This window comes from Mycobacterium marseillense (assembly GCF_010731675.1).
GTDB lineage: Bacteria > Actinomycetota > Actinomycetes > Mycobacteriales > Mycobacteriaceae > Mycobacterium > Mycobacterium marseillense.
The window spans coordinates 2,548,673-2,572,048 of record NZ_AP022584.1 but is presented as its reverse complement, the minus strand read 5'-3'; the positions used below and the strand labels follow the sequence as shown (position 1 = coordinate 2,572,048).

23 protein-coding genes are annotated in these 23,376 nt (G+C 68.4%); 15 read left to right on the top strand and 8 right to left on the bottom strand.

Going from position 1 to position 23,376, the window contains the following annotated elements:
* Positions 1-4 precede the first annotated feature (4 nt).
* Positions 5-1,087 (top strand): PDR/VanB family oxidoreductase, encoded by a 1,083-nt coding sequence (locus G6N26_RS11675; RefSeq protein WP_083020302.1) that lies wholly within the window; start codon positions 5-7, stop codon positions 1,085-1,087.
* 14 nt (positions 1,088-1,101) lie between these two features.
* On the opposite strand, the gene G6N26_RS11670 is transcribed toward G6N26_RS11675, so the two are convergent.
* The gene (locus tag G6N26_RS11670; RefSeq protein WP_083020301.1) at positions 1,102-2,160 is read right to left on the bottom strand and encodes a hypothetical protein; all 1,059 of its coding nucleotides are present in this window, start codon (positions 2,158-2,160) and stop codon (positions 1,102-1,104) included.
* A 91-nt stretch (positions 2,161-2,251) separates the two neighbouring features.
* On the opposite strand from G6N26_RS11670, the gene G6N26_RS11665 reads away from it, so the two are divergent.
* The 3 genes from G6N26_RS11665 (at position 2,252) to G6N26_RS11655 (ending at position 5,304) form a co-directional block, all read left to right on the top strand.
* Positions 2,252-3,532, top strand: a complete 1,281-nt coding sequence (locus G6N26_RS11665) for a hypothetical protein (protein WP_083020293.1) — start codon at positions 2,252-2,254, stop codon at positions 3,530-3,532.
* A gap of 49 nt (positions 3,533-3,581) precedes the next feature.
* Complete coding sequence (locus G6N26_RS11660; RefSeq protein ID WP_083020291.1) at positions 3,582-3,872, top strand: YiaA/YiaB family inner membrane protein; 291 nt, start codon at positions 3,582-3,584, stop codon at positions 3,870-3,872.
* A gap of 127 nt (positions 3,873-3,999) precedes the next feature.
* Entirely contained in the window at positions 4,000-5,304 is a 1,305-nt protein-coding gene (locus G6N26_RS11655; protein ID WP_083020289.1) for an acyltransferase family protein, read from the top strand.
* Between the two features lie 7 nt (positions 5,305-5,311).
* On the opposite strand, the gene G6N26_RS11650 is transcribed toward G6N26_RS11655, so the two are convergent.
* Together G6N26_RS11650 and macS are read right to left on the bottom strand one after the other, a co-directional pair.
* Complete coding sequence (locus tag G6N26_RS11650) at positions 5,312-5,977, bottom strand: response regulator (RefSeq protein ID WP_067170541.1); 666 nt, start codon at positions 5,975-5,977, stop codon at positions 5,312-5,314.
* Positions 5,970-7,127, bottom strand: a complete 1,158-nt coding sequence (macS, locus tag G6N26_RS11645; protein WP_083020287.1) for a MacS family sensor histidine kinase — start codon at positions 7,125-7,127, stop codon at positions 5,970-5,972. Before macS ends, G6N26_RS11650 begins: the two co-directional genes overlap by 8 nt.
* Before the next feature lie 137 nt (positions 7,128-7,264).
* On the opposite strand from macS, the gene G6N26_RS11640 reads away from it, so the two are divergent.
* From G6N26_RS11640 to G6N26_RS11630, 3 genes are all read left to right on the top strand, one after another.
* Positions 7,265-8,239 (top strand): Acg family FMN-binding oxidoreductase, encoded by a 975-nt coding sequence (locus G6N26_RS11640; protein ID WP_083020285.1) that lies wholly within the window; start codon positions 7,265-7,267, stop codon positions 8,237-8,239.
* Positions 8,240-8,402: 163 nt separating this feature from the next.
* Positions 8,403-9,071 carry a response regulator transcription factor gene (locus G6N26_RS11635; RefSeq protein WP_083020283.1) on the top strand — a complete coding sequence of 223 codons (669 nt, stop codon included), beginning with the start codon at positions 8,403-8,405 and terminating at the stop codon, positions 9,069-9,071.
* Complete coding sequence (locus G6N26_RS11630; protein WP_083020282.1) at positions 9,068-10,717, top strand: GAF domain-containing sensor histidine kinase; 1,650 nt, start codon at positions 9,068-9,070, stop codon at positions 10,715-10,717. Before G6N26_RS11635 ends, G6N26_RS11630 begins: the two co-directional genes overlap by 4 nt.
* Positions 10,718-10,744: 27 nt before the next feature.
* On the opposite strand, the gene G6N26_RS11625 is transcribed toward G6N26_RS11630, so the two are convergent.
* Together G6N26_RS11625 and G6N26_RS11620 are read right to left on the bottom strand one after the other, a co-directional pair.
* Complete coding sequence (locus tag G6N26_RS11625; protein WP_083020280.1) at positions 10,745-11,434, bottom strand: PAS and ANTAR domain-containing protein; 690 nt, start codon at positions 11,432-11,434, stop codon at positions 10,745-10,747.
* A 64-nt stretch (positions 11,435-11,498) separates the two neighbouring features.
* Positions 11,499-11,948, bottom strand: a complete 450-nt coding sequence (locus G6N26_RS11620) for an Hsp20/alpha crystallin family protein (protein WP_067170560.1) — start codon at positions 11,946-11,948, stop codon at positions 11,499-11,501.
* Positions 11,949-12,090: 142 nt separating this feature from the next.
* Here G6N26_RS11620 and G6N26_RS11615 point away from each other — a divergent pair, with 142 nt between their 5' ends.
* Positions 12,091-12,477, top strand: coding sequence for a MerR family transcriptional regulator (locus G6N26_RS11615; RefSeq protein ID WP_083020278.1), 387 nt, complete (start codon positions 12,091-12,093; stop codon positions 12,475-12,477).
* Between the two features lie 59 nt (positions 12,478-12,536).
* Positions 12,537-13,073, top strand: a complete 537-nt coding sequence (locus G6N26_RS11610) for a DUF1360 domain-containing protein (protein WP_067170567.1) — start codon at positions 12,537-12,539, stop codon at positions 13,071-13,073.
* 3 nt (positions 13,074-13,076) lie between these two features.
* On the opposite strand, the gene G6N26_RS11605 is transcribed toward G6N26_RS11610, so the two are convergent.
* Positions 13,077-14,387 (bottom strand): NAD(P)/FAD-dependent oxidoreductase, encoded by a 1,311-nt coding sequence (locus G6N26_RS11605; protein ID WP_163648783.1) that lies wholly within the window; start codon positions 14,385-14,387, stop codon positions 13,077-13,079.
* Between the two features lie 309 nt (positions 14,388-14,696).
* Between G6N26_RS11605 and G6N26_RS11600 the strand changes: the two genes are divergently transcribed.
* The 4 genes from G6N26_RS11600 to G6N26_RS11585 all read left to right on the top strand — a co-directional run bounded on the left by G6N26_RS11600 (position 14,697) and on the right by G6N26_RS11585 (position 19,809).
* Positions 14,697-15,404, top strand: a complete 708-nt coding sequence (locus G6N26_RS11600; protein ID WP_083019035.1) for a GAF and ANTAR domain-containing protein — start codon at positions 14,697-14,699, stop codon at positions 15,402-15,404.
* Between the two features lie 64 nt (positions 15,405-15,468).
* The gene (locus G6N26_RS11595) at positions 15,469-16,647 is read left to right on the top strand and encodes a zinc-dependent alcohol dehydrogenase (protein WP_083019033.1); all 1,179 of its coding nucleotides are present in this window, start codon (positions 15,469-15,471) and stop codon (positions 16,645-16,647) included.
* Between the two features lie 94 nt (positions 16,648-16,741).
* Positions 16,742-18,892: a glycogen debranching protein GlgX gene (glgX, locus tag G6N26_RS11590; protein WP_083019031.1), complete on the top strand. Its 2,151-nt coding sequence runs from the start codon at positions 16,742-16,744 to the stop codon at positions 18,890-18,892.
* A 149-nt stretch (positions 18,893-19,041) separates the two neighbouring features.
* Complete coding sequence (locus tag G6N26_RS11585) at positions 19,042-19,809, top strand: SDR family oxidoreductase (RefSeq protein WP_083019029.1); 768 nt, start codon at positions 19,042-19,044, stop codon at positions 19,807-19,809.
* 4 nt (positions 19,810-19,813) lie between these two features.
* On the opposite strand, the gene G6N26_RS11580 is transcribed toward G6N26_RS11585, so the two are convergent.
* Both G6N26_RS11580 and G6N26_RS11575 read right to left on the bottom strand, forming a co-directional pair.
* Complete coding sequence (locus tag G6N26_RS11580) at positions 19,814-20,785, bottom strand: aldo/keto reductase (RefSeq protein WP_083019028.1); 972 nt, start codon at positions 20,783-20,785, stop codon at positions 19,814-19,816.
* Between the two features lie 54 nt (positions 20,786-20,839).
* Positions 20,840-21,853 (bottom strand): sensor domain-containing protein, encoded by a 1,014-nt coding sequence (locus G6N26_RS11575; protein WP_083019026.1) that lies wholly within the window; start codon positions 21,851-21,853, stop codon positions 20,840-20,842.
* Between the two features lie 218 nt (positions 21,854-22,071).
* On the opposite strand from G6N26_RS11575, the gene G6N26_RS11570 reads away from it, so the two are divergent.
* Positions 22,072-22,632: a hemerythrin domain-containing protein gene (locus tag G6N26_RS11570; protein WP_083019024.1), complete on the top strand. Its 561-nt coding sequence runs from the start codon at positions 22,072-22,074 to the stop codon at positions 22,630-22,632.
* 67 nt (positions 22,633-22,699) lie between these two features.
* Complete coding sequence (locus G6N26_RS11565; protein WP_067175243.1) at positions 22,700-23,356, top strand: UdgX family uracil-DNA binding protein; 657 nt, start codon at positions 22,700-22,702, stop codon at positions 23,354-23,356.
* The last annotated feature ends 20 nt before the right edge of the window (positions 23,357-23,376 follow it).

Genomic DNA, 23,376 nt, shown 5'->3' with positions numbered 1-23,376 from the left:
GAAGATGACTGTGACACGCGCTATTTGGGACAGCATTCCGGCCGACCTCTACGGCCGGCGCAAACGTGACCGGATGTACACCGCGTTGTACGGCGTCGGCACGTTGTTCGGCGGCATGGCGTCGGCGTCGCGGTGGACGCCCGCGCGGGTGCTGCCCGTGCAGCGGACCACCACCGCGGTGATCACCAAACGCGAACAGCTGACGCCCGACGTGGTCGCGTTGACGCTGGGCGACCCGGACGGTGGACTGCTGCCGTCCTGGACGCCGGGCGCGCACATCGACGTCCGGCTCCCGTCGGGGCGCCGCCGGCAGTACTCGCTGTGCGGGCCGCCCGCCCGGCGCACCGACTATCGCATCGCCGTGCGCCGCATTCCCGACGGCGGCGGCGGCTCGAACGAGATGCACGACGCCTTCGACGTGGGCGACGCGCTCGAGTTCGAGGGCCCCCGCAACGCGTTCTATCTCGTCACCGACGAGCACGAGGTGTTGTTCGTGATCGGCGGCATCGGAGTGACGCCCATCCTGCCCATGATCCGGACGGCCCAGCAGCGCGGAATCGCTTGGCGCGCCGTCTACGCCGGGCGCAGCCGCGACCACATGCCGCTGCTCGACGAAGTGGTGGGGGTCGCGCCGGAGCGGGTCACCGTGTGGGCCGACGACGAGCGCGGGCGGATCCCCACCGCGGCGGAGCTGCTCGCCGGCGCCGGCCCGACCACCGCCGTGTACGTGTGTGGTCCGACCGCGTTGCTGGAATCGGTGCGCATCGCGCGTGACGAACACGCCCGCGCGCCGCTGCACTACGAACGCTTCGGGCCGCCGCCGGTGGTCGACGGCACGCCATTCGAACTGGAACTGGCGCGCTCGCAGCGGGTGCTCACCGTGCCCGCCAACCGCTCGGCGCTCGACGTCATGCTCGACCGCGACTCGAAGACGGCCTATTCCTGCCAGCAGGGCTTCTGCGGCACTTGCAAGGTGAAAGTGCTTGCCGGGCAAGTCGATCGGCGGGGGAGTGCCGCCGAGGGTGACGACGAGATGCTGGTCTGCGTGTCGCGGGCGAAAAGCGGCCGCGTCATCATCGACGCCTGAGCGCTTCGAATCGCCTACATCGGGCCGGGAAGCTCGCCCAAGCGGGAAAGTTCGGCGTGCACAGGGTCGATGGCGGCCCGGTATTGCTCGTCAGTGAGGGTTTTGGCGTAGAAGCGGCTCATGCGGAGTTGGTACTGCTGGTCTCGGAGTTGACGGATCCGCTCGAGCCTGGCGGCGTCTGCCGCGCCGAATTTGAGCTGCTCGACGCTGAGGTGGCCGGCCATGACCTGTTCGATCGGCGAGAGCCGGTAGCCGCAATGGGCGAGTAACTCCAAGTAGGCCTTGCAATATGGCCGTTCCCCGACCCGCCACGTGCCGCGCTGTGTTCCCCATTCGAAGGCGGCCAGCACCATCGCGAGCGTCACGACGACGGGACGCGCGTCCGCGTGGGCCAGCGCCGCCAAGTCCTCGCCGCGGGGGGCGTCGACCCCGAGGAACTCTGCGGCCAGTGACATGCTGGCCGGGCAGTGCAGTTCGGTCAGGTAGTGGAAGTTGCGGGCGATGAAAATGTCGATCCACGGCGGCGGCGCCGCAAGGAGATTGGCCCGAACCCAGTCGCGGCGCACACCGGCGACGGTCCCGGCGAGTCGGTCGAGCTCGCGGATCAGCACCCAGTCGCGTTTGGCGTCGGCGGCGGCCTCGGATTCCAGTTTGGTGGGTCGGCAGCCGGTGAACGTGGGGCCGCCCTCAACCTCGTCGAGGCTCAAGGGTCGCGCTTGATTGAAGGTCAGGTACGACGCATAGACGTCGAGTTCCGGCGATCCGCTCCATCGGGCCAAGTCGCCCAACGTTCTCTCGCCGGGAGTCAACCTGCAGATGTTGTCCTGCTGCCTGAGGTCATCGCGGGTGTAGATCAGGCCGATTTCCCAGTGCTGCCGCTCGTGACGAGTTCCGACGTACACGTACCACCCTGCCGGCCCGGCGACTCCCGGCAAGAAGTGCGAGGAGATTTCGACCAGCAGGTCATCGATGGTGGCCGAGGCGGGATAGATCCAGAACTCGCGATGGGAATCCACGTCGTCGCCCATGGCGACCGAGTCGCGGTCGACGGTCACCTGCACGGTGTCAGACATCTTGCCCACCTGCCTTGCCCTGGGCCTATCAACGTATCGAAATGCCGAGCATTCGGTGAACGATTGCGCACGGCTGCGTCATGCTTGAGCGATGCCGAAGAAATCGCTACGTCCGCAGGCGCAGCCGGAATCCGGGACGCAGGGTCCGCTGCTGGGGACCTGGCAAGGCGCCGGGCTGAGCATGGCGGTGATCGCGTCGGCGGCAGCCTATGGGTTGGGCGCGGTGTTCGGGGCGGCGGTCGTGATTCCGGTGATCTACGCCCTGACGCGGCTGCGCGCCTACGCCCCGGATGCGCGCAGCACCGCCGAGTTGATCGGCGCCGCGCTGGGCCCGCGGGCGGGGTTCGCGGCGGGCGCCATTCAGCTGTTTGCTTACCTGGCGCTGGCGGCCAAGTTCGCGATCACGCTCGGAGTGCTTGTGCTGATGGACTTTTCATCCGGTACCGATCCCGCCACGGTTGTCTCGTGGCTGCCGGTCGGCGCATTGGCGGCCGCGGCCGCCGTCGGTGCCGTCGTCTGCTGGGTGTCGACTCGGGCCGTCGCTTCGGTGGTGGCGCTGCTCGTGGTCGCGGGTTTGCTCGTCTATGTCTACCTCGCGGTGGCGGTCACCGCCCGCGTCGCCGCGGGCAGTGACGCGGTCGTCATCGGAACGGCCGCTACGCCGAGCCAACTGTCCGGCCAGCTGGTCGGTTTCGGTTTGGGGATGGTGGGCATCGAACTCGTCACGGTCCGCAACGCGCGCATTGCCGCGCCCGGCCGATCCATGTCGCTGGCGGTCGCGGTGGTGACCGGGGCGGCCGTGGCGTTGTGGGTGGGCGACCACCAGGGCGTCGCGGGGCCGTGGCGGTGGAGCGCCAAATTCCTGAGCGAAGCCGTGCCGGAGTTCTACGCCGATGCCGGTCGGACGTGGATGGCCGTCGCCGGTATCGCGATGGCGGCGGCCGCCGCGGTGGCGTCGGGGTGGGCGGTGGTGCGCGTCGCCGCCGGGCTCGCGGTCGCTCGCGAGGCGACGCCGAATGCCGGCCTGCGACTGGCGGGGGCAGGGCTTCTCGCCGTGATGGCGGGTGTCCTGTCGGCGCCTGGGCTGCGCGGGATCGCCACGGTTCTTTTCGGCGCGGCGGCCTTGTTGCTCGTTGTGTTGTATGTCTTTGTCACGGAGGCTAATTCACGCATTCCTGATGACAGCGTCGTAGCGTGGTGGGTGCGGCTGATCGTGCCCGCGCTGGCCGTGGTGGCGGTGGTCAAACCTATCGTGGATGCCCACTTCGCTGCGGTGGAGGTGGCGACGGTGGTTGCCGCGATGCTCGGGGTGTGCGCCGCGGTAGCCGCGGCGGCGCTGTCGAAGGGGCCACGGATCCCCGGGGAAATCTGAGTAGTCTTACGGATCCCCACCAAGGGGGCGCCGTCGCAGGCTAATTGGCATGACCTTTCCCAACAGCATGTCAAAAACCACCGCCGCCTTCTTCGTTCAGGCCGCCGTCGCCTTCGCGATCAGTTTTCTCACCGCGCTGGCCGGGATCTACTTCCTTCCCCTCGACGCGTGGCAACGACTGTTCCTCGGCATCACCTTCCTCTTCCTGGTGTCCAGCGCCTTCACGCTGGCCAAGGTCATCCGCGACCAGCAGGAAGCCGCGACCGTGCGGGTGCGACTCGACGAAGCCCGCATCGAGCGGCTGCTGGCCGACTACGACCCGCTCAACACCGCGAGCTGAGTAGTACTACTCAGGCAAAACGCGTAGAACCGCTCAGGCCCACAGTCGCGCGCTCGGCGAGGCTTCTCTCACCGCACCACTTCGACTCCACCGCAACGCTTTCATCCCCGCTCACAAAAGGACACCCATGACAACTCTCGCGAGGTTTCCCGACGTCGCCGAGGTGGCCGCACGCACGCCGGCCGACCGCGATCGCGTCCTGGACGTCATCCGCATCACCTCCCTGATCGGTGTGGTGCTCGGCCACACCGTGATGGCCATCAGCGTCATCCGCAACCACGTCCTGATCTGGGACAACCTGCTCACCACCTCGATGGTGTTTCAGGCGGCGACCTGGTTGCTTCAGATCATGCCGTTGTTCTTCTTCGCCGGCGCCGCTGCCTGCGTGTCGTCCTGGACCCCCGGCACCAACTGGGGTGACTGGCTGATGAAGCGCTGCACCAGGCTGTTCCGGCCGGTGTTCTACTACCTGGCGTTCTGGGCCGTCGCCCTGACCCTGCTGTATCGGGCACTGCGGCAACACATCTACGAGCCGATCGCCGGTGTCAGCACGCAGCTGTTGTGGTTTCTGGGCGCCTACGTCCTGGTGCTCGCCGCCATGCCGATGCTGTATCGCATCACCACGGCGCGGCGCCTCGCCGCGGGGGTGGCCGCGGTCTACGGGGCGATCGCGCTGATCGACGTGATCCGGCTGAACTCGCCGGCGATGATGCCGCTGGGCTACCTCAATCTGGGCGTCTGGCTCATTCCGGCCATGTTCGGCGTCGCGTACCGCCGCCGGCTGCTCGGTGGCCGTGCCGCGCTAACCGTGGCCGGCGTCTTCTTCGCCGTCGACGTCGCACTGGTGCACTGGGGGCCGTACCAGCTCAGCATGGTCGGCACCGGCGATCACCACCTGTCCAACACCAGCCCGCCGTCGCTGCTGCTGGCCGGGCACGCGATCATCTTGAGCGCCTTGGCCATCGCGGCCGCCCCGGCGATCGCGCGCTGGGCGCGGCGGCCGCGGGTGTGGTGGTGGACCGCCATCGGCAACTCCGGTGCGATGACCCTCTACCTGTGGCACATGCCGGTGCTGCTGGGCGTGCACCTGGTGTTCGATTACGTTGGCTGCCCGCGGTTTCCGGGCCAGCCGGATTTCCTCGCCGTCAGCATCGCGCAGGTGGTCATCGTGATCCTCGCCGTGGCCGTGCTGTTCGTCGCGTTGCGGCCGCTCGAGAACGATCCGCTGGCCGGCTGGGACGGCGCCGGGACGGTCACCTCACGCCGACGCGGCGCGGTCGTCGGTGCCCTGCTGTGCGTGGCCGGTGTCGCGCTCCTGGCCGCGATCAGGTGGGGCCTCAAGGACGACGGGCTGGTGTGCATGGCCGTCGTCGTGTCCGCACTCGTCGCCGCGCGCGCGGTGGCCCACGACACCGGCCGGGCACCCCGCTGAAAGCGGGTCACGGTTCCTGGTCCAGGCCATGCTCGATCGCGTAGCGCGCCAACTCCACCCGATTGGCGACCTGAAGCTTGCGAAATGTCGCCTGCACATGGTTTTCGACCGTGCGGTGGCTCAACGACAGCCTCTCCGCGATCTGCTTGGCGGACAGCCCTTTTGCCACATACCGCAATACCTCCGTCTCCCGATCGGTCAGGCTGGGGCGGGCGGGGCCGTCGTCCTTGCTCTGCGCGATACGCCGGTATTCACCCAATACCAGCCCGGCCAGACCCGGGGTGAACACCGCCCGGCCCGCGGCCGTGGCCGTCACCGCTTGTGCCAGTTCGGATTTCGAGGCACTCTTGACCAGATATCCCGTCGCGCCCGCTTTGACGGCCTCCAGGACGTCGTCACGTTCGTCGGAGGCCGACAGCACCAGCACCCGCGTCGACGGCGACACCGCGAGCACCGCGGCGGTGGCCTGTGCGCCGTTCCCGTCGGGCAGCTGCATATCCATCACCACCACGTCGGGTTTGACCACGCCCGCCCGCCGCCCGGCCGCGGCCACCCCGTCGGCCGTGGCCACCACGGTGAATCCGCCCTCGGCCAAGTCGCGCGCGACCGCATCACGCCAGATGGGATGGTCGTCTACGACCATCACCGTCGGCGCCACCTCGTCGTCAGCCATGGCGTCCCTCTTCGCGCGGCACGCACAATTCCCACTCGGTGCCCTCTCCTTCAGCGCTGCGCAACTCGGCGGTGCCGCCCAGCGAAGCCAGCCGTCCCACGATCGACTGGGAGACACCCAGGCGTCCCTGACGGGTTGCTTCCTCGAGCCGACCGGCGGCGATACCCACGCCGTCATCGCGCACACTCACCACCACGGAATCGCCGAGGTCCTCCACGAGGACGTACACGCGCGCTTCCGGCCCCGCATGGGTGCCGGCGTTGTCCAGGGCATTGCCCACCGCGGCGTCGAGCTCGCTCGCGATCCGGCGCCCCAACAAGACCGGCGTCGCCGGCAGGCTGATCGACACCCGGTCGGCCGCCCGGCAACGCAGCAGCGTGCGCAAATCGATCGTGGCTCCGTCGGCATCCGGGTCCATGTCGGCGCAGGCCACCCATCGGCGCAGCGCGCGCTCCTGCTCGCTCGCCAGATCAGCGAGTTCGGCTGTGGCGCCGCCGATTTCGTGACCCTTCTTGGCGACCAGCGCGAGCACCTGGATGGCCCCGTCGTGAACCTCTCGGGACAGCCGCTCGCGTTCTTGCACCGCGGCGCTCAACCGGGCCGCCCGTTGCAGTTCGGCGTGCGCGCGCCGCGCGGTTTGCGCGGCCATCCCGATCGCCATGCCGATCGCCAGCTCGATGATGACGGTGGCGTTGTGCCCCAGGTTGAGCGCGAGGTAGTCCTTGACGGCGAAATTGGTGGCCATCACCGCCAGGCCCGTCAGCATCCCGCCGCCGGGACCGAACTCGATCGCGGCGGAAATCGTGGGATTGCTCGCCCACAACGTCGTCGGCCACGTCTGGTTCTCGGCCGCCCAATGCGGCGTCGCGACGACGGTGTTCGACCACATGAGCAACACCGCGATCACGATCTCGGCGAGCACCCAGGCCGGTCGTCGGCCGAACCCGCGCAGGTAGGCGAGGGCGCACGCCGCGCTCCAGCCGATCAGCACCGCGAACAGAACCCAACCCAGCGCGGGCCGGCGCAGATCGGGATTGATCGCGATCTGAAAGCCCGCGGCATAGACGCAACTCAGCAGCCGGAAAACCTGCGCCGCGCGCCACAGCGGCGTCGTGGGATCGGGGCCATGATTCGCCATCGTGGTCAGCATAAGTGCCCACCGTCCCGCGGCGGGGCGGTCACGGACTGCCAAAAGTCCCTTTGGCGAGTGCCATCGTGCCCTCGCGCCGACGAACCGAACGCGCGATCGTCAAGACCAGCACGGCGCCGCGAGAGGGGGACCCTGGAATGGACGACCGCGTTCCGGACGCAGCGACGGTCCGGACGGCCCTGACGCTCGCATCGAGGGCCCCGTCGGTGCACAACACCCAGCCCTGGCGGTGGCGGGTCGACGCGGCTGGCGTGCACCTCTACGCCGACGCCGGGCGGCAACTGCCCAACACCGACCCCGACGGCCGCGATCTGATCCTCAGTTGCGGCACGGCGCTGCATCACTGCGTGGCGGCGTTCGCGGCGGTGGGCTGGCGATCCAAGGTCACGCGCCTGCCGGACCCCGCCGATCCCGCGCACCTCGCCACCCTCGAACTGTCCCCGCACTCGGCCGATTTCGTCGACATCGCGCTGGCGGCGGCCATCCCGCGGCGTCGGACGGACCGGCGCCACTACAGCTCCTGGCCGGTGCCCGTGGGGGATATCGCGCTCATGGCGGCGCGCGCCGCGCGCGCCGGCGTCACGCTGTGTCAGGTGGAGGACATCTTCCGCCTGCACGACATCGTCGCCGAATCGGTCCGTGACCACCTGAACCGGGACTATCTCGCCGAGCTCACCGAATGGAGTGGGCGCTACTTCTCGGTCGCCGGTGTCCCCGCCCGCAACGCGCCCCTGCCGGACCCGGAAGCCAAGATTCCCGGCCGGCTGTTCGCCGGTGCGGCGCTGCCGATGGCGCCGGACTCCTCCGCGGCCGACGACAATGCCGTCGTGCTTGCGCTGGGGACCCGCCGCGACGACCGGTTGGCGCAGCTGCGCGCCGGCGAAGCCACCAGCGCGGTGCTGCTGACCGCGACGTCGACGGGGTTGGCGAGCTGCCCGGTCACCGAACCGCTGGAGACCGCCGCCACGCGCGAGGCCGTCCGCTCCGACGTCTTCGGCGACACCGACTACCCGCAGATGCTGCTGCGGGTGGGTTGGGCGCCGATCAACGCCGACCCGTTGCCGGCCACGCCGCGACGCGACCTCGACGACGTCGTCGAGTGGGTGAACTGATCACGGGTGTCCGCGATGTCCCTGTCCCGCAAGGCTATTCACGCGTCAGGGCGCAGCGTCGGCCGAAGGTCCCCACCGAGAGGCCCGACGTGATGCCGCGAAATTATGGGATATTGGAGTTGTCTGTCGCAAACCCGTTGCGAGACCGGCAGGAAGGCGCGCCATGGTCAAGGTGTTCCTGGTCGACGATCATGAAGTCGTCCGCCGCGGCCTCTCGGATCTGCTGTCCTCCGACCCCGACCTGACGATCGTCGGCGAGGCCGGCACGGTGGCCGAGGCGAAGGCACGGATACCGGCGCTGCAGCCCGACGTCGCCGTGCTCGACGTCCGCCTGCCCGACGGCAACGGCATCGAATTGTGCCGCGACCTCGTCTCCGACCATCCCGATCTGCGCTGCCTGATGCTGACGTCGTTCACCTCCGACGAGGCGATGCTCGAAGCCATCCTGGCCGGCGCCAGCGGGTTCGTCGTCAAAGACATCAAGGGCATGGAGCTGGCCCACGCGATCAAAGAGGTCGGTGCGGGCAAATCGCTGCTGGACAACCGGGCGGCCGCGGCGCTGATGGCGAAGTTACGCGGCTCCGCGGCGCGTGAAGACCCGCTGTCCGGCCTGACCGAGCAGGAACGCACGCTGCTCGGGCTGCTCGGCGAAGGGCTGACGAACCGGCAGATCGCCGCGCGAATGTTCCTCGCGGAGAAGACGGTGAAGAATTACGTGTCGCGGTTGCTGGCCAAACTCGGCATGGAGCGCCGCACCCAGGCGGCGGTGTTCGCGTCGAAACTGACTCAGCGGCCCGGCCAATCGTCGACTCCACCGGACTGGCCGGGATGAGCGGCGCCCGGGAGGGCTCCGCGTTTGCCGGGCTCGGCTCGGAGCAATTGCTGCGGGTGATCGTCGAGATCGGCGCCGGCCTGGATCTCGATGCGACGCTGCACCGGATCATCGGCGCGGCCCGGGAATTGACCTCCGCCCAATACGGCGCCCTGGCCGTCCGCGATCACGACGGCAACCTGATTTCCTTCACCCACGAGGGCATGGAGGCCGAGACGGCGCGGCGCATCGGACACCTGCCGGTCGGCAAGGGCCTGTTGAGCCTGTCGCTCCTGGACACGCCCGCGCTGCGGATGGACGACCTGACCACCCACCCCGCTGCCGTCGGCTTCCCCGAACACCATCCGCCGATGCGGGCGTTCCTCGCGGTCCCGATCACCATCCGCGACACCGTCTTCGGCAACCTGTACCTCACCCACGTCGACCCGGCGCGGGTGTTTTCCGACTCCGACGAAGTCGCCGCTCGCGCACTGGCTTTCGCGGCCGCCGTCGCCATCGACAACGCGCAGGTTTTCGAACGCGAGCGGACATCGGTGAAGTGGATGGAAGCCAGCCGCGAGATCACCACCGCGCTGTTGTCCCGCACCGAGCCGCACCGCCGCCCCCTGCAACTGATCGCCGAGCGCGCACGCGCGTTGACCGACGCCGAACAGGCGATCGTGCTGGTGCCCGAGGACGCCGACACCCCTCCCGGGGACGTCGACACCCTGGTGGTGTCCGCCGCGGTGGGCGTGCTCGCCACCGACGTTCTCGGACAACGGGTTCCGGTGCAGGGATCGACCAGTGGCGCGGTGTTCCGGTCCGGTGAACCGCTGATCACCGAGAAACTGCGCTACCCGATCCAGGCCTTCAGCGACGTCGGGCAGCGCCCGGCGATCCTGATGCCGCTGCGCGCCCACGACGAAGTCGTCGGAGTGATCGTCGTCGCCCGCGGCGCCGACCAACCACCGTTCAACGAAAGCTATCTCGACCTGGTGAGCGACTTCGCCACCCACGCCGCGATAGCCCTGGTGCTGGCGTCGGCCCGCGAGGATGCGCGGCAGCTGACGATCCTGGCCGAGCGCGAGCGCATCGCCCACGATCTGCACGACCACGTCATCCAACGGCTGTTCGCGGCCGGCATGGACCTACAGGGCACGCTGGCCCGGGCGCGTTCACCGGAGGTGGCCGACCGGCTCAACCGCACGCTCGACGACCTGCAGACCATCATCGAGGAAATCCGCACGACGATCTTCGAGCTCAAATCGCCGGCGGCTGCGGGCGGCGACTTCCGGCACCGCATTCAGCGGGTGGTCGCCGACCTGACCGGGGACCGGGATCTGGTCACGACGGTGCGCCTGGACGGGCCGATGACCGCCGTCGGCCCCGAACTCGCCGACCACGCCGAGGCGGTCACCACCGAAGCCGTCAGCAACGCCCTTCGTCACTCCGGCGCGTCGCGGCTGACGGTGTCGATCAGCGTCGCCGACATGTTCATCCTCGATGTCATCGACAACGGCTGTGGCATACCGGCCGGCAATGCGCGCCGCAGCGGACTGGCCAACATGGCGCGGCGCGCCGAGCAACTCGGCGGCACCTGCGAGATCACCAGCCCCCCGGAGGGCGGCACCCGGGTGCGCTGGATCGCTCCACTGCTGGCGGGCTGACGGCGAAAAGACTTGTCCCGCAGCGCCTTACCCGCGGTCGTCGGCGGGGCGTACGCGCCGGTGCGCCGTTAAGAGCAGATGGTCGAAGTCCGCCCGGGTATTGAGCGATAAGCCGGCGCCGCGGAAGTCCCGGGCGATCTGCTCGGCGAGCGGACGCAGCTTGACATTCGCCTCCTGCGACAGCCATCTGAGCAACTCGAAGGCCGCACTGTCGCTGAGGCCGTAGATCAGCATCAGCATGCCCTTGGCTTGTTCGATGCCGGCACGATTCTCGCTGATCGCAGCGAGTTTCGCGCTGACGGCGTCCTCCTGCAATTGCCCGTCCGGTGCCGAGACGTCGATGTAGAACCCGTGCGTCCCGATCACGTCACCCTCGTCGTCCTGGAGCCGATCGCCGACCACGACGACGTGGCGGACGTTGCCGCCGGTGTCGACGATGCGGTGACGGGTGCTGAACGCCTCGCGATTGTTCACGATCTGATCGATGGTGGCCGCGACATGTCCACGGTCAGCGGGATGCTTGTGCGAGAGCACCACGTCGGTGGTGGGAACCACGCTGCCCGGCTCGTATCCGTGCATCCGCTGCACCTGTTCTGACCATTCCCACCGCTGATCGGTGAAGTAGAACCGAAACCAGCCCGCGGGTTGCGCGTGGCCGCCGGACAACGCCTGCTCGATGCCGGCCGTTTCGCCGTTGAGTTCCCATGTCGCGTCCACCGTGGCTCCTCGCTCAGTGCCGTGGCGCCGATGGCGGGCGGGCGGTCGCCCGCCCGCCGTTCGGTCAGGCGTTGATGACCTCGCGCTGGGCGGCGCCCTCGGCGACCGCCCGGGGGGCCTCGCCGCGCCCGACGGTGATCTTGCGCGGCTTGGCTTTCTCGGCCACGGGGATGTGCAGACTCAAAACGCCTTCGGCGTAGGAGGCCTGGATCCTGTCGGTGTCGAGGTTTTCGCCGAGCACGAGCTGGCGGCTGAATACGCCGCGCGGGCGCTCGGTGGCCAGCATCTCGCGGTCGGGATCGAGAGCCGGCCGTTCGGCGCGAACGGTCACCACATTGCGCTCGATATCGATGTCCAGCGAGTCGGCATCGATGCCGGGCAGGTCGAACTCGACGACGAACTTCTCGCCCTCGCGCCAGGCGTCCATCGGCATCACGGCCGGTCGGGCGGCCGTACCGAGCACCTGGTGGGCAAAGCGGTCGAGCTCACGGAAGGGATCTGAACGCATCAGCATGGTTGTCACCTCTCACTCCGATCTACGCGGTGGTCCGGTAATTTCCTATGTCTAATGACATAGATTCGGTATAGCATCGTCGATATATTCACGCAAGTGTGCTAGACAGATTTCTCAAGCGAATCAGCTGAGGGGAAGTGCGATGGTTCAGGACCGCGGCGACGCCGGAACCCCGGCGTCCGGCCACGGCGTGTACGGCATCTCGGTGGCCGCCGAACTGTCGGGGATTCCGGTGCAGTCATTGCGGCTCTACGAACGCTATGGCCTGCTCACGCCCGCCAGAAGTCAAGGGGGAACGCGCCGTTACAGCGCCGACGACCTGGCGCGGCTACGGCGCATCAGCGGGCTGGTGGAGGCCGGCGTCAACTTGGCCGGCATCGGGCGCATCCTCGATCTCGAGGACGACAACGAGACGCTGTCGGCCGCCAACACCGACCTGCGGTCCACCAACCGCACGCTGCGAGAAGCGGCGAAGGCAACGAAGCCCGCCGAGCCCCGCGACGGCGACGGGCACGCGCCCGTGAGCTGACCGCCGATTGCGTCGACCTGCGCCGGGTACCCGACCGGTTATGCGTTCAAGGAGAAACGATGGGTGAGTTGACGGAAACCGGTGCCCAGGTGGTGGACGGCGCACGCCAGGAGGCCGACGCCTACCGCGGCGACAATCCCCGGCCGCTGGGGGGCTACCTGGCGGTGTTGCTGGTCTACGGCCTCGTCGTGACGGTCGCGGTGGTGGCCGCCGTGGTCAGCGGCCGCACCCTGCCGTCGCGCTGGCGGATCCAGGATCTGATCATCCTCACCCTGGGCACCCACAAGCTCTCGCGAACCCTGACCAAAGACGCGGTGACCAGCCCCCTGCGCGCCCCGTTCACGCACTACGCGGGCACCGGCGGCCCGGCCGAGGTCCAGGAAGAGGTCCGCGAGCACAGTCAACTCCGGCACAGCCTGGGGGAGTTGTTGACCTGCCCGTTCTGCCTGGACATGTGGGTCGCCACCGGCTTTGCCATCGGCCTGGTGTTCGTGCCTCGATTCACCCGGCTGATCGCGGGGGTCTTCAGCGCGCTGGCCGGAGCGGATTTTCTTCAGCTCGCCTACGCGATGGCCCAGCAGTCCGCCGAAGGCTGAGGATCAGCTCGTCTTGGGCATCGGGATGCCCTCGCTGGCCGTGAATTGGGCGTCCGCCTCGGACGACAACCCGATCGAGACGACCGAGCGGGTGAACAGCAGGTCGGTCAGGTAGGCCAGCGAGACCGCCCAGCGGTTGACGCCGCGGGGAATCGCGTACAGGTGGTAAGACCTGGTCACCAGCTTGGCCGGCAGCCCGGACAGGTGGATGTTGAGCGGGTTGGCCACCGCGTAGCGCGGTCCCAGATCGACCACCAAGCCCAGGTTGCGGTGCTTGTATTGCTTGGGGTTGCCGTAGCCGAGGCTGGCGGCGACGTTGCGGGCCAGGGCTTTGCCCTGCCGGGTGGCGTGCTGGGCGGTCGGTGGCGTGATCTTGCCGGGCTGGGTTAGGTCGGGTACTGCGGCCGCGTCGCCGGCGGCGAACACGTCGGGGTGATCGGGCACCTGTAGATCGGGTTGCACCGTGATCCGGCCTTTCTCGGTCGGCAATCCCAGGTGTTCGACCAGGGGCGCGCCGGTCACGCCCGTCACCCAGGCGATCGTGCGGGTGTCGATGCGCGAATCATCGCTGAGGACAACGTGATCCGCGTGGGCTTCCTTGAGCGTGATGCCGAGTCGGACGTCGATACCGCGGCGCCGCAACACCTTCATCGCCGCCTCGCCGAGTTTCTTGCCCACTTCGGGCATCACCTGCTCGGCCAGGTCGAGAAGCAGGAAGCGCACTTCGGCGGGGTTGAAGTCCATCTGTTTGGCCGCCGCGTCGGCCAGGGCCCGCAGCTGCACCACCAGTTCGGTGCCCGAATACGAGGCGCCGACCACCACGACGGTGCGCCGGGCCGCGGCCACGCGGGGGTCGTCTTCGATGTTGGCCAGCTCCAGCTGTTCGACGAAGTGGTCGCGCAGGTAGAGGGCCTCGGCGGTGGTCTTCAGCCCGCGCGCATGCTTCGCGAGCCCGGGGACGTCGAACAGGCGCGTCACCGAACCCGGTGTGAGCACCAGCCGGTCCCAGGACATCGAATGGCTGCGTTCTTCGGGATCGCAATACGTCAGCGTCTGTTGCTGAAAGTCGACGCCGTCGACGCGGCCGCGCACCGCGTGCACGCCCCGCAACGAATTAGCCAGGGGCACAGCGACAAAGCGGGCATCGAGCACTCCGCCGGCCACGTCGGGCAGCAACGGTGTGTAGAGCATGTAGTCGACCGGAGAGATCATCGTGATGTCGACGGGTGCCTTCCGTCGGCGCAGAATTCGGGCCAGATGGCGGGCGCAGGTGAATCCGGTGAATCCGCTTCCCACGATCACAATGGAGGTCACCGACCCGAGTGTAGGCGGACTTCGGACGCGAGGAAGGCGCCGCGCCGCCGGGAGCAGGAGGTCGACCACGAAAAGTGCTGTCCGACACGTGGTTTCAGGTAAGCGGGGCCCGGCAAAGGCGGCCCGGGGCGGCTTCTCGCCCTGATGTCGCGTCCAGGCCATCGTTGACCGGTTTCGTTATCGTGCCTTGCACTTCGTTGGATGGCCCATAGACTTCTGGTGAGTATTGGTATTCGCAGATTTGCCGATGCCACCGCGACGCCTATCGGGAAGGGCTCCGCGGGCCACCACGGTTGCGGGGGTGATGACATGCCAGACGGCAGTGCCACGATCGCCAACCAACTGGTGGAGCTGGTGGCCAATCTGGAGCGTGAACAGAGCGGCACCGCGGCCGGGCTGCACGAATTGCTCGACAGCGGGGTCGAGCACGTGAGCGGTTCGCAGTACGCGGGGATCACCCTCGCCGAGAAGGGCGCGTCGGTCAGCTCGGTCGTCGCGACGCATCGCTACCCGATGGTCCTGGATGCCATCCAGGACAGCTCCGGCGAAGGTCCTTGCCTCACCGCGGCCTGGGAGCACCACATGATGCACATCGCCGACCTGAGCTCCGAACAGCGCTGGCTGCGGTATCGCCGCCTGGCGCTCGAGCAGACCCCGATCCGCTCCATCCTGTCCTTCGAGTTGTTCATCGACGGCACCAGCATGGCGGCGCTGAACTTTTACGCGGAGGACCCGCACGCCTTCACCGAGGAAGCCGTGGAGATCGGCACGGTCTTCGCCACGCACATCGCCTTGGCCTGGTCGATGATGCGCCGGAACGACCAATTCCGTAGCGCCTTGGCCTCGCGCGACATCATCGGTCAGGCGAAGGGGGTCATCATGGAGCGCTTCGGCATCGACGCCGTCGAGGCGTTCCAATTGCTGACCCGGGTCTCGCAACAATCCAACATCAAGCTGATCGAAATCGCGCGGGCGCTCATCGAGAGCGAGCATCCGCTCCAGCACAGCCGGCGCTGACGGCAACCGCCGGCGGCCCCGCGCCGCCGTTTCGACGGGTGGCAGACGGGTATGCGCTCTTTCCATGAAGGCTGTCACGTGGCACGGCAAGCGCGATGTGCGGGTGGATTCGGTGCCCGACCCCACGATCGAACAGCCCACCGATGCCATCATCGAAGTCACCTCCACCAACATCTGCGGGTCCGATCTGCATCTCTACGAGATCCTCGGGGCCTTCATGAAGCAGGGGGACATCCTCGGCCACGAGCCGATGGGCATCGTGCGGGAGGTCGGCACGCAGACGGGCGACCTACGGGTGGGGGACCGGGTCGTCATCCCGTTCCAAATCTCTTGTGGCAGTTGCTACATGTGCGGCCAGCAGCTCTATACCCAGTGCGAGACCACCCAGGTGCGCGACCAAGGCATGGGGGCGGCGCTGTTCGGCTATTCGGAGCTCTACGGCCAAGTCCCCGGCGGGCAAGCCGAGCTGTTGCGCGTCCCCCAGGCCCAGTTCACCCACATCAAAGTTCCTGTGGGGCCGCCGGATTCGCGGTTCGTCTATCTGTCCGACGTGCTGCCCACCGCGTGGCAGGCGGTCGCCTACGCCGACATCCCGGACGGTGGCACGGTCACCGTGCTCGGTTTGGGCCCGATCGGGGACATGGCCGCCCGCATCGCCGATCACCTCGGTTACCGCGTCATCGCCGTCGACCTGGTGCCCGAACGGCTGGGCCGCGCCGCGCAACGCGGTATCCACACCATCGATGTGAGCCGGGTCGACTCGCTCGGTGACGCGATCCGCGACCTGACCGACGGGCGTGGATCGGACTCGGTCATCGAAGCGGTCGGCATGGAAGCGCACGGCTCGCCGACCGCCAAACTGGCGCAGCAGGCCACCGGGCTCTTGCCGGACGCGCTGGCTAAGCGGTTCATGCAAACCGCCGGCGTAGACCGGCTGTCCGCCCTGTACTCGGCCATCGACATCGTGCGGCGCGGGGGAACGATCTCGCTGATCGGCGTGTACGGCGGCATGGCGGACCCGCTGCCGATGCTCACCCTGTTCGACAAGCAGGTGACCCTGCGGATGGGGCAGGCCAACGTCAAACGCTGGGTCGACGACATCATGCCGCTGCTCACCGACGACGACCCGCTCGGCGTCGACACCTTTGCCACGCACGTCCTTCCCCTCGACAAGGCCCCGCACGCCTACGAGATCTTCCAGAAGAAGCAGGACGGGGCGGTGAAGGTTATCCTCAATCCGTGATCACCTATGCCACAAGGCTTTCCGCTTTGTGTCGCCCAGCGCCGCGGGCGGCCCGGGAGTTTGACCGCCGCGTCGGCCGGGTATTGAGTGCCCCATGACTCCCACAGAGGTCGCCGCCCCCACGCCCACCGGTGAGGTGTGGCCGGGCAGGGCCTACCCGCTGGGTGCGACGTATGACGGCGCGGGCACCAACTTCGCCTTGTTCAGCGAGGTGGCCGAGCGGGTGGAGCTGTGCCTGTTCGACGCCGAGGGCACCGAGAGCCGCATCCCCTTGCCCGAGGTCGACGGCTTCATCTGGCACGCCTACATCCCCAACATCGAACCGGGGCAGCGCTACGGCTACCGCGTGCACGGCCCGTACGACCCGCAGGCCGGGCACCGATGCAACCCGAACAAGCTGCTGGTGGACCCGTACTCCAAAGCCATCGACGGCTCGTTCGAGTGGAACCAATCGTTGTTCAGCTACAACTTCGGCGACCCCGACAGCCGCAACGACGACGACTCGGCGCAGAGCATGCCCAAGTCGGTCGTGATCAGCCCCTACTTCGACTGGGGCAACGACCGCCCGCCGGACCGCCACTACGCCGACACCGTCATCTACGAGGCGCACGTCAAGGGCCTGACCCAGACCCACCCGGACGTTCCCGAGCAGCTGCGCGGCACCTACGCCGCGGTGGCACACCCGGTGATCATCGAGCACCTCAAGAGTCTGGGCATCACGGCCATCGAACTGATGCCGGTGCACCACTTCGCCAACGACTCCACCCTGGTCGACAAGGGCCTGTCCAACTACTGGGGTTACAACACAATCGGATTCTTTGCGCCCGACTTCAAGTACTCCAGCGCCACCACGCCCGGCGGCCAGGTCCAGGAATTCAAGGCCATGGTGCGGTCGCTGCACGAGGCCGGCATCGAGGTCATCCTCGACGTGGTCTACAACCACACGGCCGAGGGCAACCACCTCGGCCCCACGTTGTCGATGCGCGGCATCGACAACGCCGCCTACTACCGGCTGGTCGACGACGACAAGCAGTACTACATGGACTACACGGGCACGGGGAACAGCCTCAACGTCGGGCACCCGCACGCGCTGCAGCTCATCATGGATTCCCTGCGTTACTGGGTGACCGAGATGCACGTCGACGGCTTCCGTTTCGACCTGGCCTCGACGCTGGCCCGCGAGTTCTACGACGTCGACCGGCTGTCGACGTTTTTCGAACTCGTGCAACAGGATCCGACCGTCAGTCAGGTCAAGCTTATCGCCGAACCGTGGGACGTCGGCCCGGGCGGCTACCAGGTCGGCAACTTCCCGCCGCAGTGGACGGAATGGAACGGCAAGTACCGCGACACCGTGCGCGACTTCTGGCGCGGCGAGCCCGCCACCCTCGACGAATTCGCCTACCGGCTGTCCGGCTCGGCCGACCTCTATGAGCACACCGCGCGCCGCCCGGTGGCCTCGATCAACTTCGTCATCGCCCACGACGGGTTCACGCTGCGCGACCTGGTGTCCTACAACGAGAAGCACAACGAGGCCAACGGCGAGGACAACAACGACGGCGAAAGCCACAACCGGTCCTGGAACTGCGGCGCCGAGGGACCCACCGACGACGAGGGCGTCAAGGCGCTGCGCGCCCGCCAGCAGCGCAACTTCCTGACCACCCTGCTGTTGTCCCAGGGCGTGCCGATGATCTGCCACGGCGACGAACTCGGACGCACCCAAAACGGCAACAACAACGGCTACTGCCAGGACAACGAGCTCACCTGGATCGACTGGGGCGCCGCCGACGCGGGCCTGCTGGAGTTCACCCGCACGGTGTCGGCGCTGCGCGCCGAGCATCCGGTGTTCCGCAGGCGCCGGTTCTTCTCCGGCAAGCCGGTGGGCCGGCGCGGCCAGGACGGCCTGCCGGACATCTCCTGGTTCACCCCGGAGGGCGCGGAGATGACCGACGAGGACTGGGGCGCGAGCTTCGCCAAGTCCGTCGCGGTGTTCCTCAACGGCCACGGCATCCCCGGCCGCGACGAGCGCGGTCAACGGGTGCTGGACGATTCGTTCCTGCTGTGCTTCAACGCCCACTACGAACCGATCGAATTCACCCTTCCGCCAAAGGAATTCGGTGCCGCCTGGCAGGTCGTGGTGTACACCGGGCCCGAGGAGACCACGCCCGCCGAGGAGGTGCCCGGCGCGGGCACGCTCAACGTGGAGGCCCATACCGCCGTGGTCCTGCGGGCACTGCCCTCGGACTAGCGGACCGCCCTCGCAGGCCAGGTATCGGCCGACCGAAACGCTGTCGTGGCGACTTAAGTAGCCAGTGATCGCCACCGGACGCGTCGCATCCGGTAGGTTTTTCGCGACAGCGTCTCGCGTTACAAGAGAGGGCGAATATGTCAAGGACAGTGGTGGTCGGCGCCTCGAGCGGGCTGGGGCGTTGCATCGGGGTCGGTCTCGCGCAGCGCGGCGATCAGGTCGCGCTGCTTGCCCGACGCCTGCAGCGCATCGAGGCCGCGGCCAAGGACGCCGGCCCGAACGCGATCGCCGTCGAATGCGACGTCACCGATGAGGCGTCCTGCCGGTCGGCGATCGGTGCGGCCGCCGATGCCCTCGGGGGGATCGACAACCTCGTCTACACCCCCGCCGTCGGGCCGCTGGTCCGCATGGTCGACACCGACGCCGACACCTGGCGGCGCATCTTCGACACCAACGTCATCGGCGCGTCCCTGGTGACGGCCGCGGCGATGCCGCACCTGACCGCGTCGGCCGGCAAGGCGGTGTACCTGTCCTCCGACGCCGGCACCTTCGGACCGCCGTGGCCGGGTCTGGGCGCGTACGGCGTCAGCAAGGCGGCCCTGGAACGGCTGGTGGAAGCGTGGCGGGCCGAACACTCCGACGTCGGCTTCACCAACCTCATCGTCGGGGAGTGCGCGGGCGGCGAGGGCGACGCGGCGACGGGAATGAACGCCGACTGGGACATGGACCTCGCCATGAAGGCGGTCCCGCTGTGGTCATCGCGTGGGTGCATGCCCGGCAAGTTGATGCCGGTCGACGACCTGATCGACGTCGTGCACACCATCCTGCGCACCAACGCCTCGACCTCGATGCCGCTCGTGGTTGCGCGCGGCGCCCCGGCAAGCCCGGCCGCGTTCGCGGAGGCCAACCAGTCCTGATCAGCTATCGGCGGGCGAACTTCTCGCGCGCCAGATCGGTGAGGAACCGCGCCGCCGACGTGGGCCGGAACGCCAGCGCCGCCTCGGTGAGCGCGTCGCGAGATTCGGTGGGCAGCTCGATGTCGGCGGCCGCCACGTTGAACTCGAGCTGCTCCACGCTGGATGCCCCGGGAATGGCCACCACGCCCGGGTAGCTGATCAGCCAGGCCAGCGCCACCTGCGCCGGCTTGGCTCCGACTTGCGTTGCGACGTCACGCAACAACTGCAACAGCGGCTCGACGCGGCGCAGGTTCTCGGTGCCGAACAACGCGTTCACCGCGCGAACGCCGCCGGGGCGGTTGTCGACGCCGTACTTGCCGCCCAGCAGCCCCTGCTCCAGCGGGCTGTACGCGATCACGATGCGGTTCTCCCGTTCGGCGAACGGCACGAGGTTCTTGAGCGCTTTGGGATAGGCGAGCGAGAAATGCACCTGGTTGCTGATCACCGGGCGGCCCAGCGCGGCGTCGGCCTTCTGCCACCGCTGCAGCGAATAGTTCGAGACGCCCGCCGCGCCGATCGCGCCGCTGTCCAGCAGGTCCCGCATCCCGGGCATGATCACCGAGTCCGGCACCACCGGGTTGGGCTGGTGGATCTGGTACAGCGGGATGCGGTCCAGCCCCAGCCGCCGGGCGCTGGCCCGCGCGCGCTGCTTGACCACGGCGGGGAAGGGCGCGACCGGCATGATCTTGCTCGCCACCGCCACCTCGGCGCGTTCGTCGCCGAGGGCCTCGCCCAGGATCCGCTCGCTCTTGCCCAGCCCGTAGACCTCGGCGGTGTCGAACAGCGTCACGCCCAGGGCGCGGGCGCGCCGCACGATGTCGCCCGCGGCGCCGGCGGCGTAGCTGTCCCCGTAACCCCATTCGCGCGAACCGAACTGCCACGTGCCCAAGCCGATCCGGCTGACCCGTCCGACCCCGTCGACGTCGACATATTTCATCCGCTCAGCCTAGTGGCGATCGTAAGTGCGGCGGGGCCGGGCGCAGCGGGTCGCTCAGCCGGGGATCTTGCCGAGGATGTAGTTGGCGATGGTGACCGCGGCCACCCGGGGCCGCTCGCTGTCCGTGCTGCCGCTGGCGGACACGTTCAAGTCGAGGACGACGTTGGCCTTGGCCGCGACCGCACGCGCCGAGCGCACCTGTATTCCCTTGGGCGTCAAGTCCAGTGTGGTGATGCCGTTGCCCGCGTCGGCGGGAGCGCTCACCGCCATCGCGATCGGCTGCCCACCCGATGCCGTCACGGTGACGGTCGAGCCGCCGCATTCGCGCCATCCGGACAGCAGCGTGTCCAGTTGTGTCCGCGCGCCGGCGGGATCGCGGAACGCCGCCACGCCCTGGATGACCTGAATGGACTTGAGCATGCTGCGCGTGTCGGTGAATTCGCCGGCGTGATAACCGGTAAACGAGCCGGGGGTGTAGGCGTCCGGGCTCCCGGCGGCGATACTTCCCCAGCATTCCGGGCGGTCGATGCTGCCGTCCTGCGCCGAGCGCCCGGGGCTGTTCCACGTCGGCCCGACCTCGAGGTTGGCATCGGCGGTGATGTTGCGCAGCGCGTCCAAGCCGGGTAGCAGCGTGGTGATGGTGTCCGGCGGGACGGTGGGCGGCGGGGGTCCGCTGGACGTAGTGGCGTCGCGCGCCGCCCGGTGTGACGACGTGGAGCCGCCCAGCGTCGTCCATCCGGCCAGCGCGACGACCGCCAACAGGATGAACACGTACGACAGCGTCACACCGACCAGGGCGCGGTCACGGCCGAGTTCGCCGGTGCGCCGGATCCGCGCCAGCCCGAGGTGCCCCAGAACCGCTCCCGCGGGCGCGAAGACGAACGCGAAAACCAACGACAGCGTCGCCAGGGTGTTGACGGCCGGGCGGTACGGCGGGGGAGCGGGCGGCGGCGGGAACGCGGGCGGTGGCGCAGGCGGTTGCTCGAACGGGGGGTCCGACGGCGGGACCCGGCCGAGCGGGTCGTAACTCAGCGGGTTCTGCCAATACGGGTCCTGCTGGTTGGTCACGCCGGTGCCTCCTTAGCGGGGAGAACCTGCCCGCAATGTAGCCGATGACCGGGGGCCCGCGCCGGAACCGAGGCGGTCCAGGCGCGGCCGGGCGATGCTGAGCACATACCCCGCCCGGGCGCGGCCACACCCGTTTGACGGCCGATTTCGCCGGGTAGCCGCTTCGGTGAGCGCGCAACAGCCCTGCGCGTCGAACCAAGGAAGATGGGAGGGACACCATGGCACGCACTGCCATCACGTCGCCCACCGACGTGGTCGACTTTCTCGTCAGCCAGCACGAGCAGATCAAGGCGATGTTCGCCGAAACCCTGGCTGCGTCCGGCAAAGCACGCGAGAAGGCCTTCGTCGAGCTTCGGCGACTGCTTGCCGTGCACGAAACCGCGGAGGAGGAAATCGTTCACCCCCGTGCCAAGCGCAAGATTTCGGGCGGCACCGCGGTCGTCGACAAGCGGCTACACGAAGAGCACGAGGCCAAAACCGTTTTGCAGCAGCTGGAAAAACTCGATGTCGACAGCGAGGAATTCACCCGCGAACTGACCAAGCTGCGCGACGCGGTGATCGACCACGCCGAGCACGAGGAGCACGACGAATTCGCCAAGCTGGGCGAGAAATTGAGCGCAGACGAGCTCGAACGGATGGGCCGCGCCGCGCAGCTCGCCGAAGCCATCGCACCCACCCGGCCGCACGCCGGGGTGGAATCCCAGGTGGCCAACCTGGCCGCGGGACCGTTCGCGGCGATGCTCGACCGCGCCCGCGACGCCATCGTGGGCAAGGGCTGACGAGCCACCCGAGGCTGGGTACCCCCGCTCGGTGGGGGAGCGGGGGTACCCACGCCGCCACATTCTCATGACCGCCACCGCGAAGGCCCCCGGCGCCGACCGCTACCTCCCCGAGGAGCGGGACATCGATGCGCTGCGCAGCGCGGCCGAAACATGCCACGGCTGTTCGCTTTTCGAAAACGCCACCCAGACCGTATTCGGCAACGGTCGTTCCGGGGCGCCGATCATGCTGGTGGGCGAGCAGCCCGGTGATCAGGAGGACCGCGCGGGTGAGCCGTTCGTCGGCCCGGCCGGCCGGCTGCTCGCGCGGGCGCTCGAAGACGCCGGTATCGACCCGGTGCTGACCTATCAGACCAATGCGGTCAAGCATTTCAAGTTCACCCGCAAGGGCGGCAAACGTCGCATTCACCAAAAGCCGGGCCGCACCGAAGTGGTCGCTTGCCGGCCCTGGCTGATCGCCGAGATCGAGGCCGTACAGCCCGAGGTCATCGTGTGCCTGGGGGCAACGGCCGCACAGTCATTGCTGGGCACCACGTTTCGGGTCTCTGAGCAACGTGGTCGGGAGCTGAAGCTCCCGTCGTCCGTCGAGATAACGGCGTCCGAGCCGATCGTGGTGGCGACCGTTCATCCGTCGTCGGTGTTGCGCGACCGCAGCGACCGCCACGACGAGGTCTACCAGTCGTTCGTCGACGACCTGCGCACCGCGCGTTCCGGGCTGGGGTAACCGGGCCGCTGACCCGCCCG